This is a genomic window from Saccharopolyspora aridisoli (assembly GCF_004348445.1).
GTDB lineage: Bacteria > Actinomycetota > Actinomycetes > Mycobacteriales > Pseudonocardiaceae > Saccharopolyspora > Saccharopolyspora aridisoli.
On sequence record NZ_SMKV01000004.1, the window covers coordinates 92,315 to 107,827 of the forward strand.

Sequence of the window (15,513 nt, forward strand, 5' to 3'; positions counted from 1 at the left end):
CGATCGGAATGGCCCGGCGTGCCCCGCCACGGGGTATCGCCATCTACCCGCCACCGGTGGCGTGCCGGGTCGGTGATTCGTCCGGGAGTGGTTTCCTTCGTCGCCGATCCGGGACGGACCACGTTAGATGGGAGGGTTTACTGGGCGCGCCACCCGCTACGCACAGCCAGCACCCCACGAGTGGACAGGGCTAGTAGCAGCGCAGTTGAACACCGCTCCGCATCAGAAGTAGGGCGTCGTGATGAGTTCCAGGTAGTTTCCGGCGGGGTCGAGGAAGTACACCCCGCGTCCGCCGTGCCCGGTGTTCGTCTCGCCGGGGCGGGTGCGCTGTGGGTCGGCCCAGTGTTCGCGTTCCCGCGTTCGAAGCAAATCTACGGCGCGATCGAAGTGGTCGTCGGTGCACAGGAAGGCGAGATGCACGGGCGAGATCTCCCACGGAGGCGGAGGAGTCGCGAACTGCAGCATGACTCCGCCGGAGAGCAGGACGTTGCGGAAAACGCCCCAGGAATGAGTGTGTTCCGCCTCGAGGACGTCGACGTAGAATTGAGCGGACTCGTGCGGGTCCGCAGCGGCGATGATGGTGTGATTGAAATGCGCTGCCATAAGAAGCCTTTCAGATGAAGGAGCAGATTGATCGCGAGGACTTCATCCGATTCGGAGGCGCTCGCTCGCGCCTCACACAGCTCAACGGTCGACCGGCGATCCGATCCGTGAGCGGCTGTCAGCCTGTCCGGTCATCGTTGCGATTGTAGCAACACGTGCGACGGGTTCTCACACTGGCGTTCCGGACCGAATTATGCACGTCGACGGGAGTTTAGCTTGATTTTTTGCGTCGCGATGCACGGGAAGTGCCAAGGCGAGCGCTGCGACCGCGGCCAGCGCGCAGGCGATCAGCAGGAAGGCGTGGGCGTAGTCCGCGACGAGCTCCGGCGCGGTTCGACCAGTACTCGTGGTGGTGGAGACCAGCACGGCCAGGCCGAGCACGCCGCCGACCTGCTTGGTGGTGTTCATCAGCCCGGACGCGGCTCCCGCGTCTCGGTCGTCAACGCCCGAGGTCACCACGGCGGTCAACGGTGTGTTGAGCAGGCCACCGCGAGCGAGATCAGGACCGCCGGTCCGAAGATGACGGAGACGTAGTGCCCACCCGCCCCTGCCGCGCTCTGCCACAGGAATCCGACCGACGCGACCAGTGCACCCACGCTGATCAGCCATCGGGCGTGGACTCGCTGCATCACTGAGGTGGGTGTCCCGCCGTCCCACCGGAACGCAACCTGGGACACCGAACGCGACATGGGCACTCGACCCCCTAACTGGGCAAATGACCCACTCTCGCTGACCGGCGAGATGTACTACTATTGGGGCGATTGACTTCCCCAGGTGGGAAGCCCGATCTCGCACTCGCAGAACTTCAACATGCCCACGCTGACGAATGATCGAACCAGCTCGGCTCCCTGCCCCAACGCGAACCCCACATGGTGGTACGCCGAGTTCAACGCGGTCGTCGAGCCTGTCAGAGGGGGCGAAACTCTCCCCCTGTCGCTCACATCGTCCGAGGCCGAGCTCAATTGTGGTCCATCATAGAGCGATGGACGTACTTTTGACGATCGCAACGTATGTGAGCGGCTGGACACCCCCACGTTCATGGTCGAGCTGTGGTCGTGGTCTATCGACTCCAAGGGCGACGCAATGGCCTTCCAAATGACTTCCCGACTGCTGCGAGGCTGTGATGCACGAGAGGCCCTGGCCTGGTGCGACAAGAACAAGCCGAGTCCGGGCAGCTTCGTTCTGTTCGCAGGCGTCTGGACGACCCTCGGCTACTTCAAGGGCCTGTGGCTCGCAGGACGGGCGCCGGGGGAGAACGAGCAGTCGGTGACCTCATCGGCGGCCGCATATACGCCCCCGGCCTAGCGCACTGCCCATGATCTGACGGATCATGAGATCCCGCTGCGTCGTTTCCGTAACATGCCGCAGATAGCAGCTCTCACAATGTCGCGCATTTGCCCCATGGAAACCGTGGTGAACGCCCGCTCGAGCGCTTGCCGCGGTCCTTCTCCTCCGGCACCGGGTCATTCCATGGGCATTGCCACGCAGCAGCAGCTGTAGTGGACGGCGGCGTTTTTGAACGGTCTCACCCAAGCGGCACACCACCCACCAGCCTTTCTCGTCGCGCCGTCGCGCCACGCGCACGGCAACGGCGTGACTGCCAGCGCCTTCTGCGCCGCGGACTGGGAGTTGCAGCCCTCGTTCGGACACAGCCGTCGTGCTGGGGAGCTCGGTTGTCGCCCGGGCGAGGTATTGAGTAGAAGTACCTAAGGACTTGTGGCTGCGGTGATGCTGTAATGCCGTCGATGAGCAACTCGCAGCGGCTTTCCTCGGAGCAACGCGCACGCCTGGATCGGTTGGGCGAACAGGGCGTCCTCTCCCGTGAGCAGGTGGCAGCCGTCCTCGACGAGCTCGACCGCGAGCGGGGTGCGGCCTGGGGCTCGCGCACCGCCGTGTGGGAGGTGCTCGGTTACATCGGCGGTGCGCTGGTCCTCGGTGGTGCCGTTCTGCTGGTGGGGATGTACTGGGAAAACTTGGCAGTCCCCGCGCGCGTTGCCCTGCTGGTCGCCGCGACCCTCGCCTTGGTTGGCGCCGGACTGGTCATGGCCGGTGGGCCGCGTGCGCTACGAGCGTTCGGCGGCGAAGCCGAACCGTCTGCGCGCAGCCGGATCGTGTCCGCCCTGGTCGCCTTGGCTTCCTGCACGGCTGCGCTCGCCGTCGCAAGCGGGGTCGACGTGCTCGAGTCGTTGGCGGCCTCGGTCACCGGTTTGCTGGTCGCCTCGCTCGGATACGTTGTGGTGGGCGGACTTCCCGTTCTGCTGGTGGCCGTCGGGTTCAGCGTCGGCGTGGTGGCGGCCGCGGTTGCCGAATGGTTCGACAGCTCGTCACCGGCCCACACGACGGGCTTGGTGGCACTGGGCACCGTGTGGACCGCACTCGCTGTTCTTGGCGTGGTGCGTCACCGCCGCCCGGTCCTCGGGGCGGGTGTGCTGATCGCCCTGGCCGGGGCGCAGTACGCGGTGGGCCTGAACCAGTCGTGGGTGGGTTACGGGTTGACCCTGTTGATCGGGTTGCTCTGCTTCGGCGGCTACCTGGTCGAGCGGGCCGTGGTGCTGCTGGCGCTGGGCGTGCTCGCCGTGACAGTGGCGGTGCCCGAAGCGGTCTGGGACTGGACGGGTGGTGCGCTCGGCGGGCCGGTCGTGGTGCTGCTGGTGGGGGTGGTGTTCCTCGCGGCCTCGGCGCTGGGTCTTCGCCTGCGAAGGCGAGCACCCGCGTCTGATCAGCGCTGAAGCAGGCCGAATCCGCGTGCACGCTGCTGTGCGCGTTCATGTGGCACACGCACATGGATCACGTGATGTTTGTGTGTTGGCACCACATGCCATCCCTCGGACAGGCGTCCTACCTTGTCCGTCATGACCACAAGTGACCCGCACAACACCGCGGCGAACGCGCGAGCGCTGGAGGGCAAGGTAGCTCTCGTCACCGGCGCCGCGGGTGGAATCGGCAAGGCCTGCGCGCAGGCGCTGGCCGCGGCCGGCGCCGCCGTGCACCTCGTCGACCAGCGCAGCGCTGCGCCCCTCGCGACCGAGATCAGCGGCGACTCCCACGTCGTCGATCTGTCGGACGCCGATGCGATCGCAGAACTACCTCGCGAAATCGACATCCTCGTCAACAACGCCGGGTTGCAGCACGTCGCTCCGATCCACGAGTTCCCAGCCGAACGGTTCTCCCTGATCCACAAGGTCATGGTCTTGGCACCGTTCCTGCTCATGCAGCAGTGCCTTCCGCACATGTATTCCCAGCGGTGGGGACGGTTGGTGCACATCTCCAGCGTCCACGGCCTGCGCGCGAGTCCGTACAAGTCGGCGTACGTCTCGGCCAAGCACGCGCTGGAGGGGTTGAGCAAGACCGCCGCTCTCGAAGGTGCCGAGTTCGGGGTGACGAGCAACTGCATCAACCCGGGGTACGTGCGCACCCCGCTGGTGGAGAACCAGATCACCGACCAAGCGAAGGCCCATCAGATCAGCGAGGACGAGGTGACCGAACGCGTCCTCCTCTCCCGATCCGGCATCAAGAAGCTGATCGAACCCAGTGAGGTCGCCGAATCAGTTCTGTGGCTGAGCGGCGACCAATGCCCCTCGATGACGGGAAGCTCGCTGTCCCTCGACGGCGGGTGGACCGCGCACTAGCCGTGCTGCTGCCAGACATCCTGCTCCAACGAAGAAGCGGTGCATCATGACACAGGAACGCACACCCGAACGCACATCGATTTCCAGGATCATCGGCGCCAGCCTGGTTGGCACCACGATCGAGTGGTACGACTTCTTCTTGTACGGCTCAGCGGCGGCGTTGGTGTTCAACAAGCTCTTCTTCCCGAACTCCGATCCGCTGACCGGAACGTTGTTGGCCTTCGGCACCTACGCGGCGGGATTCGGCGCCCGGCCGCTGGGCGGCCTGGTCTTCGGGCACTTCGGCGACAAGGTCGGCCGCAAGCGGCTGCTGGTGCTCAGCCTGCTCCTGATGGGCGGCGCGACCTGCGCGATGGGTTTGTTGCCCACCTACGCCTCCGTGGGCATCGCCGCCCCCATCTTGTTGACCACCTTGCGTCTCGTGCAGGGTTTCGCGCTCGGCGGCGAATGGGGCGGTGCGGTTCTCATCGTCTCCGAACACGGATCACCGCAACGCAGGGGGTTCTGGGCGTCGTGGCCGCAGGCCGGTGCTCCAGGCGGCAACCTCCTGGCCACGGGAGTTCTGGCCATCCTGGCCGCAGTCCAGTCCGACCAGGCGTTCCTGGACTGGGGATGGCGCATCCCGTTCCTGCTGTCCGGCGTGCTGGTCATGATCGGCCTGTGGATTCGGCTCTCGGTGACGGAGTCGCCGGTGTTCCTGGAGGCCGCCGCGCAGGCCCGGCGCAGCTCAGCTGTGGTGCGCGCCCCGATCGCACGGGTGCTGCGGGACAACTGGCGCGAGGTCCTGATCTCGATGGGTGCGCGCATGGGCGAGAACACCACCTACTACGTGATCACCGCCTTCATCCTCGTCTACCTCACCGGCCCGGTGGGTCTGCCGAAGTCCGTGGGACTCAACGCCGTGCTCATCGGATCGATCGTGCACTTCGCGACGATCCCGCTGTGGGGCGCGCTGTCGGACCGTTGGGGCCGACGTCCGGTGATCATCATGGGCGCGCTCGGCAGCGGTGCGTGGGCCTTCGCGTTCTTCGGGCTGCTCGACACCGCGTCCCCTCTGGTGATCACTCTGGCCACGACGGTCGGCCTGGTCCTGCACGGCGCGATGTACGGTCCGCAAGCCGCGTTCTTCTCCGAGCTCTTCGGCACCCAGGTGCGCTACTCCGGTGCCTCCATCGGATACCAGCTGGCTTCAGTCGTCGCCGGTGGTCTCGCACCACTGATCGCCACAGCGCTGCTCAAGGGCTACGGCACCGCAGCGCCGGTCGCCCTCTACGTCGCAGCAGGAGCCGCCCTCACCGTGATCGCCACCGCGGTGTCTCGCGAGACCCGAGCAACCGGGCTCGGCTCGGTTCCCGAGCAACCCCACCAGGCGGTCTAGCTCCGTCCTGCCTGCCGGGCACCAGCCGGCTCCCCGCCCGGCTGGTGCCCCCGATCCCACCGAGGAGAATCGGGCGCATGGATCAGGCAGCAGCGGCGCTGCGGCGCCTGCTGACCTTGCTCGCTGACAACGCGCCGAGCGAGCAGGTCGCGCAGGTCGCCGTCACCGCCCGCACGTCCGGAGCGTCCGAGGCCGATCTCGAGGAGATCGAGCGGGCCAGCGAGCTCGCGCTCCGGGTGCACCGCAAGGTCGCCGAACACGAACGCAGGCAAACGGAGTTGGCGGCGCTCTTCGACAGCGCCAGCGACCTGGCCGGGGTGCGCGACCTGAACGCGGTCCTCCGCTCGATCGTTCACCGCGCCCGCATGCTGCTAGCCGCTGACATCGCCTACCTGTCGCTCAACGACGAGATCCGCGAAGAGACCTACATGCGGGTGACCGATGGATCGATCTCGGCGCAATTCCAGCAGGTCCGTCTCGGCATGGGCGAGGGCCTCGGCGGCCTCGTCGCCCAAACAGCCCGCCCGTACGCGACCGCCGACTACGCCGCGGACTCCCGGTTCGCCCACACCACCCCCATTGACGCTGCCGTCGACGAAGAAGGCCTGGTCGCCATCCTGGGCGTGCCGCTGTCGCTCAACGACGAGGTCATCGGCGTGCTCTTCGCGGCTTTCCGCACAGCACACGACTTCTCACGAGATGAAGTGGCACTGCTGGCCTCGCTGGCCGACCACGCGGCAATCGCGATCGACACGGCCCGGTTGATCGAGGAAACGCGCAAGGCGGTCGACGAGCTCAACGAGGCCAACGAAACGATCCGCAAGCACAACGAGGCGATGCAGCACTCGGAGCACGCCCACGACCGACTCACCGATCTGGTGCTCCGCGAGGAGGACATCTCCGAGGTCGCCGCAGCGGTTGCGACCATGTTCGCTGGCGGCCTGGCCATTCACGATGCCGACGGCAACGAACTCGCGCGTGTCGGAACCAGTCCCCTACCGCAGCCGCACGAAGCGGTCGCGGCATCGCGCAAGGCCGGCCGGGCCGTAGCGCACGAGACCAACTGGGTGTACGCCGTTCTTGCCGGACCCGAACTCCTGGGCAGCCTGGTCCTCACCGGATGCCCTGCGCTTTCCGACGTGGACCGCCGCGTCTTCGAACGAGCCGGCGTGGTCACCGCTCTGCTGCTCCTGCTCCAGCGTTCCACCGCCGAAGCCGAGAACAAGGTCGGCGGTGAGCTGGTCGCCGACCTGCTCACCGCCCCGCAGCGAGATCCCGCGGGGCTGGTAGCGCGCGCACGTCGGCTCGGTGTCGAGCTCACGAGCCCGCATTCGGTGCTGGTGGCGCATGCCGAGGGCGTCCCGAGAGAGCGGCTGGCCACAGCCGTCGCCTGGAGCGCCCGGGCCGCCGGTGGCGTGGCCGGCGCTCTCGAGGACCAGGTCGCACTGCTGCCGAACACCGAACCCGGCAAAGCCGCCAAGTCCTTCGCCCATGGACTCACCGACTCCCTCGGTGCTCGTGTGACCGTGGGCGCCGCCGGGCCGGCCTCGGGACCGCAAGCCCTCGCGCAGACCTACACCGAAGCCAGGAGGTGCATGCGCGCGCTGCTCGCGCTCGGTCGCGACGGCGATGGCGCGGCGATGGGCGACCTCGGGTTCATCGGGATGGTGCTCGGCGAGAGAGCCGACGCCCGCGGCTACGTCCGGTCGGTCCTCGGTCCCGTGCTCGACTACGACGCGCTTCGCGGCACCGAGCTGATCGAGACGCTCGAGGCCTACTTCGCCTCCCACATGAACCTCAACCGCACCAAGGAGCTCTTGCAGATCCACGTCAACACCGTCTCGCAGCGCCTGGAGCGCATTGGGACGCTCCTCGGCGACGGCTGGCAGGCACCCGACATCTCGCTGGAGATCCAACTCGCACTGCGCCTCAACAAGATCATCGATGATGCCCCCGCCGACCGCGGCTGAAGGCGAGCGTCCGCGATCGCGCCAGGACGGTGCAGGTGTGGCTGGTGGGACGACCTCGGGGTCGGGGGTCGCCCGCCGTACCGGTTTCGATTGCGCGTCCGGTTGCCGATCCCGCTGGAAACCGTCGCGGGGGGCCTTCAGCGAAGGTCGTCGATGACATAGGTGTCGGGCCTGCAGTACCCAGGTTCGTCCGGTTTCTGCATGATCACGCCCTCGAGCCACGTGCGGTAACCACGCGCGAGCAAACGTCGGCAGGCGTCGTGACGAGCCGCGTTGACACCGGCGACCATTCGTTCGAGTCCGCGCTTACCCGCCAGGTCCTCGCAGGCGTCAAGCAGCCGCTCGAAGATCACCGGTGCGTCCGCTCCCGGCCGCACTGCCCCGAACTTGATGAAGCACGCCCCACTACCAGCTTCACCCGCGCCGGTGTGGCACACCGCGAACCCGAGAAGTTCCGCGTCTCCGTGCAGGAGCACGGTATCGCCGAGCCCCTGGGCGTGCGTGGACCTGAGCTCGTGCGCCACGTCGAGACCGTCGAAAATGGCGTTGGTCACCTCGAAGCATCCGCGCACAACGCCATCGCGCTCGGCCTCCGGAGTCTCGGAGTACGTCGTGTACCCGTGAACATCGATGACGGGCGACACCGGCTTGTCCATCAGCGGCGTCAGGTACTGCGGCCAGAACCCGAACTTCTGGTAGAGGCCGATGTGCTGCGGACTCTGCGGAAAGGTGAACAGGCCCGCTTGGCGTACCTGCCACCTCTCGAAGAGGTCCATGACCGGCCGCATGAGGAGACTGGCGATCCCCTGCCCCCACAAGTCCGGTCGGACCGTGATGGGACCGAAGAACCCGAAGCTCCCCCAGCGGGTGACGAAGTTGGAACCGACGATCTCCCCGTCGCGTTCCGCCGCGAACGCCCAGTCCGGAGCGGCGGTGAAACGAGGCTGGACGTACTCCACGTCACCGAACACCGTGACCGGTTCCGGAACGCCGAGGAATGTGCCGAACGCGGTGCGCATGATGAAATCGGCGGCATCGAGGTCACCCGCCTGCAGCGGACGCACCGACACACCGGCTCCAGCAGACGCAGGAGATTCAGTGATGGGCACCGTCCACCCCCCAGAAGTTGGCGCTCCCCTCGGTGAACCATGGTCGCTCACCGTCGACCGGGCGGCAAGCCAGGCAAGCACAGTCGTGGTCACCGCTGCGGGCGGTGGCGGCGTTGAGCAGGATCGGCGTGGGAACTTCTCGACCAGCACCGGTGCTTGATTGACGTGGTCGTCGTGCGCGTGGGTGCACACGATGGCCTTGACGTGCCGGTCCCCCGACGGCCTGCACGATGGCCTCGGCATCGTGCGCGGCGTCGATCACCCGACCTCGTGGTCGTCACCGACGATCCGAACGTTGTTGTCGACATCGAAGCTCCCTCCGTCGAGGTTGAACGTCCCGGATGTGACGAACTGGTCGATCGGCGGCGCCATCCGAGGATCACCACCGAACGGAGCACCTCCCCGCGGTTCTTGCCGAAGGCTCGCTCGACCCCGCCGAAGGTGATTTCCTCGGTCACGAACTTCTCCAGTGGGAACCGGGCTGGGAGGAACAGATCGATGTAGAGCGGGAAGTCCCGACTGGGCAAGCAGTCGCCGTACCAGGACGACTTCAGCCCTTCCCCTCGAGGGTTCAGTGATCGCGCACTCGGCTCGGCTCGGTGGTAGGGGCGAGCGCAGAGCATTCGTGCAGAGCCATGCCACGTGTTTCCGGCGCCCAGACGAGGGAGATGACCGCACCGGTCAGGCTGATCACCGCGGCGGCGAGCATTGTTCCGCCGACGCCCCAGCTCGTCAGCGCGACCGGGACGAGATACGTGCCGATGGCCGCGCCGATCCGGCTCGCAGAGGAGGCAAGACCCACGGCGGAGCCGCGCACCTCGGTCGGGAACAGTTCATTCGGGTAGATCCACTGCAGGATTTGCGAGCCGCCGGTGAAGATCGCGTACGCGACGAACAAGATCATGATCACGGCCGACGGGGCCTCCGGGAAAAGCCCTAGCACGAGCAATGCCAGACCCGACCAGACGAAGCTGTGGATCACCAGAGGGCGCCGACCCATGCGGTTCACGGACAACAGCGCGATCACGCAGCCAATCAGGAACATGACGGTGATCAGCGCCTCGCCGATGTTGGCCAGGCCTCCCTGGAGCCGGAGAGCGCTTAGGATTTTCGGACCGAACGCGTAGATGGCGAAGAGCGGTACGACAGAACAGGTCCAGAAGGCGGTGACGTAGAGCATCCGCCCGCCGTAGCCGGAACGCAGTATCGCCTTGAGGTCGACGTTCTCGCGCTCGCCGCCCTCGGCCGGCAGGTCGGCGAGCGTCACATCAGGCCCGTAAACCTGTTTGAGGACGGCCTCGGCCGCGTCAGGGCGACCCTTGCTGGCCAGCCAGCGCGGCGACTCCGGCGTGCCCAGACGCAACAGCACGATGATCGTGGCGGGCAGAGCAGCGCTGACGAGCATCCACCGCCAGCCGTCGTCGCCCGTCGTCAGCAGCACCTCACCCACGATGTAGGCCGCTGCGGCGCCCACGAACCACATGACCACCAGACCACCGAGCAGCGGACCGCGGTAGCGGCGCGGCGTGAACTCGGCCAGCAGTGAGGTGGCGATGGGGTAGTCGGCACCGACCGCCATGCCGATCAGCAGTCGCAGGACGAACAACCACACCGGATCGGTGGCCCAGAACTGGGCCACCGAGCACCCGATGATGGCGATCAGGTCGACGGTGTAGAGGGTCTGCCGACCGAACTTGTCGGTCAGGTAACCGCCCGCGAACGCACCGAGGAAGATCCCGATGAGCGCGGACGCACCGATCAGTCCCTGTGCGGAATCAGAGAGTTTCAGCTGCGGCGTGATCTGCACCATGGCGACGCCGATGACGCTGAGGATGTAGCCGTCGAGGAAGGGGCCCCCGGCCGAGTAGAGCGCGAGCTTCTTGTGGAAGCGCGACAGCGGCGCGTCGTCCAGTCTGCTTCCCGTGTTGCTTGCTTGTTCAGTCGTCACAGTCACTCCTCATTGACCCAGGTCAGATGGACAGCGCTATGCGGCGGGCGTCATACATCGCGGCGTGGATGTTGCGGCTGGCCACGGCATCGCCGATGCGGTACAGCCGGTAGGTCCCGTCGGGGTTGTTCACCAGCTGCTGCGGTGCGCCAGCGGCGAGCGCATCGAGGTCGACCTCGCCGAGGTTGGCGGAGGCGTCCTTGAGCTCGAGGTAGACCTCGTCGTTGGGTACCGTGCCGTGCTCGACGACGACCTGGTCCACCACGCGTTCGGAAGTTTCGCTGGTGTAGTCGTTCCCGATCACTGCCACCAGCCCGTCATCACCGCGCCGGACCTCACGCAGCGTGTGGTCTGGAGTGAGACGTGCGCCGGCGCGGTAGAACGCCTCCAGGTAAGCCGGGTACAGCACACCCTTGACCTCGTGGCCCACCACTCGGTCGGGGGTGACGATCTCGACTGCCGAGCCCGCCTCGATGAGTCGTTCCGCCGTGGACAGTGCCTGGTCGCCGCCGTGATCGTCGAAGACCAGAACACGTCGGCCCGGTGCTACCTCGCCACTGAGGACATCCCACGTCGAGACCGTCAATTCCCCCCCAGCGGCCAGTTCCGGCGCTGCGGGCAGACCGCCGGTCGCGTTGATCACGACGTCCGGGGCGAGCGCGAGCACATCATCGGCATCGGCGTAGGAACCTCGCCGCACGGTGACACCCAGACGGCGCGCCTCGCTCTCCAACCAGTTGACGATGCTCAGCAGCTCCTTCTGCCGATCGTTCGCCCGAGCGGCAAGCTGCACCTGGCCACCGATCTGATCGGCCGCCTCCAAGAGCGTTACGTCATGGCCACTTTCGGCACAGACACGGGCTGCCTCCAGCCCGGCCGGACCGCCCCCGACAACGACGACCTTCTTGCTGTTCTCGGCCGCCGGCGCGACGTGCGGGATCAACTCCTCGCGGCCCGTGGCCGGGTTGTGCAGGCACAGCCCGTCACGCCCGATGTAGATGCGGTTGATGCAGTACGACGCGCCGACGCACGGGCGGATCCGGTCCTCCTCACCCGCCTCGAGTTTCCGCACGATGTGCGGATCGGCGATGTGCGCGCGCACCATGCCGACGAGGTCCAGGCAGCCTTCCTGCAACGCATGACGTGCCGTGGGCAGGTCCGCGATTCGGCCCGCGTGGATGATCGGCAGCCCCACCTTCTGCTTGAACGCCTTCACACGCGGCAGGTGCTCACCGAGGGGACTGCCGAGCGGCGCGATCTGCTGAGCGAGCTCGACATCGGTCGTCGCGGATCCCACGGACACCGAGATGAAGTCGACGAGCCCCGAGGCGGCCAAGCGCTGGCCGATCGCGATGGCGTCCTGCGGGGTCACACCTCCCTCTGGTTCCTCGGCGCTCATGCGGATTCCGACGATGTAGTCGTCGCCGACCTCGGCGCGAACCGCCTCGAACACCTCGAAAGCGAACCGGACGCGGTTGTCGAAGCTGCCGCCGTAACGGTCCGTGCGCCTGTTCATCCGCGGCGACCAGAACTGCTCGATCAAGTGCCCGCCGTGCGCGCTGATCTCGACGCCGTCCAGCCCGCCTTCCTTGCACCGCCGGGCGGCGTCGGCATATGCGCGCACAGCGCGACGGATGTCGAATTCCTCCATCGCTTTCGGAAAGCTCCGGTGCGCCTGTTCCCGCAGAGGGGACGAGGACACGGTCGGCAACCAGTCCGCGGTGTCCCACGTCGTACGCCGGCCCATGTGCGTGATCTGACTCATGATCGCCCCGCCGTGGGAGTGCACTCGATCGGCGATCTGCCGGAGGTACGGAATGATCGTGTCGTCGGCGATCGAGAGCTGACCGAACGACGACGGGGAGTCGATCGCGACGTTCGCCGACCCACCGATCATGGTCAGCGCCATGCCGCCCTTGGCCTTCTCCTCGTGGTAGAGCTGATAACGCAACTTCGGCTTGCCGTCCTCGGCGTAGGCCGACTCGTGACTGGTACTGACGATGCGGTTGCGCAACCGCAGGTGCTTGAGCTGGAACGGCTCCAGCAGCGGATCGACCGATCCACCGGCCCGGGCACCGTCAAGCGAATCGCGGGACACTTGCCCTCCAAAGAGAAGTGAATGGTGCTTGTGGCCTGCACCACCTTCATGGTGTGGGGCAAAACACTCGCAGCCGGAGGCCGTCCCGTCTTCCGACATCTGTCATGAATCCCAGCGGTTAGCGTGCGACATTCTGTCCAGTGCTCACGGCGCGAAGCCGGGCGTCCCTGCGTAAGCGCCGACGAGCCGACTGAGCTTGATGCCCAGATGCAGGGTGAGCCTGTGGTGGCCGTCGCGGAGGTCCATACCGGTGACCTTCTCGATCCTTTCGAGCCGGTAGTACAGCGTCGAGCGATGGATGTGGAGTGCCGCGGCAGTGCGCGTCGCGTCGCCAGCGCAGTCGAGATAAGCCTCTGCGGTTTCCAGCAGAGCCCCGGCCTCCCGCTCCACGAGCGCACGCAGCCCCGACGGATACAGCGTGGGAGTCAGTTCCTGCGGGGCTAGTTTGATCAGGAGCGCGTACACGCCCAAGTCATCCCACGCGATGACGTCCCCGAGCGCGGGCAGCACACCAGCGGCCCGTGCCGCGACGCGCGCCTGCTCGTGCGAGACCACGGCCGCATCGGGCCCCGACCGCACCGCACCTAGACCTGCCACGCACCTGCCGACGTCGACCTGGGCCTGCAGTTCAGCGACCACGTGCTGCGCGATCGCCCGCCCCGCCGCATCCGTCAGCCGTTCGCCCAGCAGAAGCAGCAGAGCCCGCCGCCCTTGGACCAACCCCAGCACGGATCCGGGGGTCTCGGAACGCTTGGCATGTTCGGTGGCGGCACGCAAGGCCACCTCTGCACCGTCCAGGCTCGCGGGCAGATCGACCACCTCCACGACCACGGCCACGACGTGCTCGATGGACTGCACCAGGCCTTCCTCGTCGATCTGCTCCTTGGCCCGGGCCCGGACGGCAGGATCTGCCGCGATGAGATCACGCACCAGCGCCTCATCCCGGCTCTGCTCTCGCTCGTGCAACACCAGGCGGCGGTAGAGCAGCAGCCCGATCCCCGCCGCCGCGGTGGCCGCTCGGTCGATCTCCCACTCCTCCACCGAGTCGTCGATCAAGAACAGATAAGCGAGCAGCAACCCGTGCTCCCGGATGGGCACGCACACCCGCGGTTTGATGCCCTGCTCGACGTCACCCGAGACGCGGCCCGGCCGATCCCAGTCCGCGATCCCCTGCGAGAGCATGCGGTCGGTCTCCGGGGAGTCGGCTTCGCGCTGCATGACGGCACGGACGCGCAGCGTGTCCTCATCCCCGAAGTGCCGGCTCACCGCCAGGAGGCGCAACTGCGGATCATCGACGGCAACGGAACGGCCCAGCTGAGCGGCCAACCCGTCGACGACCTGCTGCAGTTCGTCGGTCTGCGTCCCTTGCGAGTAGTTCATTCGCGCCCTCCGGATGAGCCGCGTCTATCACCTTTGACGACTGCGTGAGTCAGCTCATTCATCGTGCAGATTGTCAGAAACCCGCACGCGTGGGCGACCTGCGAGGGAGTATCGAGCATTCAGGAAGGCATTCCAGGGCACCACCGGCGAATGCCTTCCCTCGAAGCTCCTCGTCGCGCACTGCGGCAAGCTTGCTTCTTCGAAGAGCACCAGCAGGAGAAGGTGATGCGACGGGTGACGAGCGGGCCGAAGAGCCTTTAGAACGAAATCGCGCCCCCGACAAACGGTACCGCGACCGTCCACAATGGGCAGAAATGGTTGCCCGGCCCCGGCAGGCACTTCACACTCAACCCGGTGAGGCGATCCGAGGGTGCAGAGTTTCTGGAGTTGGCTGGGCAGCCGGCGAACCGGTCACGACCGGGCGCCAAGCAGCCACCGCTGTCACGGCCTGGGAGAGGGAGGATCACCCGACCGCTTCAGAGCGATCGCTTGCACCGACCGCGCGCTGCACGAACTCGAGGAAGGTGTCGGCCTCCGGGTGGGTCTGGATGCGCGGGCGGACCAGGTGCACGGTGATCGGGGCGGCGTCGGAGATGGGGAGGTAGCGCACGCCTGGGTAGAGGTGGCTGTGGCGGGTGCCGTCTGCCGTGACGCCGACCGCGTCGCCCGTTGCGATGAGGGTGAGCCATTCGTCGACGTTGGCGACTTCAGCGGTCTGCGGACGCCGGTTCACGGGCCACAGCGACTCATTCGTCGTCGCGGCTGTGGCGCACAGGGCCACGGTCCGGTCCGCCAGGTCGTCCAACCGCAGGGAGGGCGCCCGCGACAGCGGGTCTTCTTCGGACACGGCGGCCACGCGTGGCTCCTCGAACAGCGGCTCAGCGTGGAACTGCGGCCATGCCTGGGGTGAGGTGCGCAGGAACGCCACGTCAACTTCCGCGCGCCGCAGCGCCAGTTCCGGGTCGTCGCAGCGGTGGACGCGGACGGGGGTGTCCGGGTGCTCGTCGCGCCAGGACCGCAGCAGCGGCACGGTGAGCGATCCCAAGGTCGCCCAGGCGAATCCCACCCGCAAGGGCCGGGGTCCGTCGGAGGCTTCGGCGAGCGCTTCGTCGAGCTGGTTGAGCAGGCCGTGGGCTCGCTCCCAGAGCCTTCCCCCGGCGTCGGTGAGCACGAGTCGGCGCGTGGTGCGCTCGACCAGTCTCGTTCCGATCCGGCTCTCCAGCTGCTCGAGGGTGCGCGACAGCGCGGACTGGGTGACGTGCAGCGTGGCGGCGGCACCGGTGATCGTGCCCTCGTCGCCGATGGCAGCCAGTGCTCGCAGGTGCCGCAGCTCCACATTTATGCCTGCGGATCATAAGTGCTGCGTGAAGAGCATTTCCCAACACCCTCGAGCGGCCA

Annotated in this window: 12 protein-coding genes and 2 pseudogenes; 5 read left to right on the forward strand and 9 right to left on the reverse strand. The window is 67.0% G+C overall.

All coding sequences use genetic code 11. From position 1 onward, the window contains the following. Nucleotides 1–222: 222 nt before the first annotated feature. Together E1161_RS04415 and E1161_RS04420 are read right to left on the reverse strand one after the other, a co-directional pair. Nucleotides 223–603 (reverse strand): VOC family protein, encoded by a 381-nt coding sequence (locus tag E1161_RS04415; RefSeq protein WP_132619840.1) that lies wholly within the window; start codon nucleotides 601–603, stop codon nucleotides 223–225. Nucleotides 604–771: 168 nt separating this feature from the next. After that, a complete protein-coding gene (locus E1161_RS04420) occupies nucleotides 772–1,071 on the reverse strand; it encodes a hypothetical protein (protein ID WP_132619842.1) in 300 nt (99 codons plus the stop codon). A 570-nt stretch (nucleotides 1,072–1,641) separates the two neighbouring features. On the opposite strand from E1161_RS04420, the gene E1161_RS04425 reads away from it, so the two are divergent. The 5 genes from E1161_RS04425 to E1161_RS04445 all read left to right on the forward strand — a co-directional run bounded on the left by E1161_RS04425 (nucleotide 1,642) and on the right by E1161_RS04445 (nucleotide 7,580). Continuing rightward, the gene (locus tag E1161_RS04425) at nucleotides 1,642–1,908 is read left to right on the forward strand and encodes a hypothetical protein (RefSeq protein WP_207920094.1); all 267 of its coding nucleotides are present in this window, start codon (nucleotides 1,642–1,644) and stop codon (nucleotides 1,906–1,908) included. Nucleotides 1,909–2,348: 440 nt separating this feature from the next. Continuing rightward, nucleotides 2,349–3,332, forward strand: coding sequence for a hypothetical protein (locus E1161_RS04430; RefSeq protein WP_132619846.1), 984 nt, complete (start codon nucleotides 2,349–2,351; stop codon nucleotides 3,330–3,332). 123 nt (nucleotides 3,333–3,455) lie between these two features. Next, a complete protein-coding gene (locus E1161_RS04435) occupies nucleotides 3,456–4,232 on the forward strand; it encodes a 3-hydroxybutyrate dehydrogenase (RefSeq protein WP_132619848.1) in 777 nt (258 codons plus the stop codon). 46 nt (nucleotides 4,233–4,278) lie between these two features. Continuing rightward, the gene (locus E1161_RS04440) at nucleotides 4,279–5,610 is read left to right on the forward strand and encodes an MFS transporter (protein ID WP_132619850.1); all 1,332 of its coding nucleotides are present in this window, start codon (nucleotides 4,279–4,281) and stop codon (nucleotides 5,608–5,610) included. Nucleotides 5,611–5,687: 77 nt separating this feature from the next. After that, the gene (locus tag E1161_RS04445; RefSeq protein WP_132619852.1) at nucleotides 5,688–7,580 is read left to right on the forward strand and encodes a helix-turn-helix domain-containing protein; all 1,893 of its coding nucleotides are present in this window, start codon (nucleotides 5,688–5,690) and stop codon (nucleotides 7,578–7,580) included. 137 nt (nucleotides 7,581–7,717) lie between these two features. Here the strand turns inward: E1161_RS04445 and E1161_RS04450 are convergent, their stop codons facing one another. The 7 genes and pseudogenes from E1161_RS04450 to E1161_RS04480 all read right to left on the reverse strand — a co-directional run bounded on the left by E1161_RS04450 (nucleotide 7,718) and on the right by E1161_RS04480 (nucleotide 15,451). Beyond that, a complete protein-coding gene (locus tag E1161_RS04450) occupies nucleotides 7,718–8,650 on the reverse strand; it encodes a GNAT family N-acetyltransferase (RefSeq protein WP_235874796.1) in 933 nt (310 codons plus the stop codon). Nucleotides 8,651–8,824: 174 nt separating this feature from the next. Further along, a pseudogene (locus E1161_RS04455) lies at nucleotides 8,825–9,061 on the reverse strand (MBL fold metallo-hydrolase); the annotation flags it as partial. A gap of 8 nt (nucleotides 9,062–9,069) precedes the next feature. Then, nucleotides 9,070–9,255: pseudogene (locus E1161_RS27905) on the reverse strand (S-(hydroxymethyl)mycothiol dehydrogenase); the annotation flags it as partial. 5 nt (nucleotides 9,256–9,260) lie between these two features. Continuing rightward, nucleotides 9,261–10,637, reverse strand: a complete 1,377-nt coding sequence (locus tag E1161_RS04465) for an MFS transporter (protein ID WP_235874777.1) — start codon at nucleotides 10,635–10,637, stop codon at nucleotides 9,261–9,263. Between the two features lie 22 nt (nucleotides 10,638–10,659). Then, the gene (locus tag E1161_RS04470) at nucleotides 10,660–12,834 is read right to left on the reverse strand and encodes an NADH:flavin oxidoreductase (protein ID WP_132619854.1); all 2,175 of its coding nucleotides are present in this window, start codon (nucleotides 12,832–12,834) and stop codon (nucleotides 10,660–10,662) included. A gap of 45 nt (nucleotides 12,835–12,879) precedes the next feature. Then, the gene (locus E1161_RS04475) at nucleotides 12,880–14,115 is read right to left on the reverse strand and encodes a PucR family transcriptional regulator (protein ID WP_132619856.1); all 1,236 of its coding nucleotides are present in this window, start codon (nucleotides 14,113–14,115) and stop codon (nucleotides 12,880–12,882) included. A 463-nt stretch (nucleotides 14,116–14,578) separates the two neighbouring features. Continuing rightward, nucleotides 14,579–15,451 carry a LysR family transcriptional regulator gene (locus E1161_RS04480; RefSeq protein ID WP_235874778.1) on the reverse strand — a complete coding sequence of 291 codons (873 nt, stop codon included), beginning with the start codon at nucleotides 15,449–15,451 and terminating at the stop codon, nucleotides 14,579–14,581. Between the last annotated feature and the right edge of the window lie 62 nt (nucleotides 15,452–15,513).

Excerpts from the sequence above, each read along its gene's own strand:
- E1161_RS04415 (WP_132619840.1), bottom strand. The coding sequence starts at position 603 with ATGGCAGCGCATTTCAATCACACCATCATCGCCGCTGCGGACCCGCAC.
- E1161_RS04425 (WP_207920094.1), top strand. The coding sequence starts at position 1,642 with ATGGTCGAGCTGTGGTCGTGGTCTATCGACTCCAAGGGCGACGCAATG.
- E1161_RS04430 (WP_132619846.1), top strand. The coding sequence starts at position 2,349 with ATGAGCAACTCGCAGCGGCTTTCCTCGGAGCAACGCGCACGCCTGGAT.
- E1161_RS04435 (WP_132619848.1), top strand. The coding sequence starts at position 3,456 with ATGACCACAAGTGACCCGCACAACACCGCGGCGAACGCGCGAGCGCTG.
- E1161_RS04440 (WP_132619850.1), top strand. The coding sequence starts at position 4,279 with ATGACACAGGAACGCACACCCGAACGCACATCGATTTCCAGGATCATC.
- E1161_RS04445 (WP_132619852.1), top strand. The coding sequence starts at position 5,688 with ATGGATCAGGCAGCAGCGGCGCTGCGGCGCCTGCTGACCTTGCTCGCT.
- E1161_RS04470 (WP_132619854.1), bottom strand. The coding sequence starts at position 12,834 with ATGTCGGAAGACGGGACGGCCTCCGGCTGCGAGTGTTTTGCCCCACAC.
- E1161_RS04475 (WP_132619856.1), bottom strand. The coding sequence starts at position 14,115 with ATGAACTACTCGCAAGGGACGCAGACCGACGAACTGCAGCAGGTCGTC.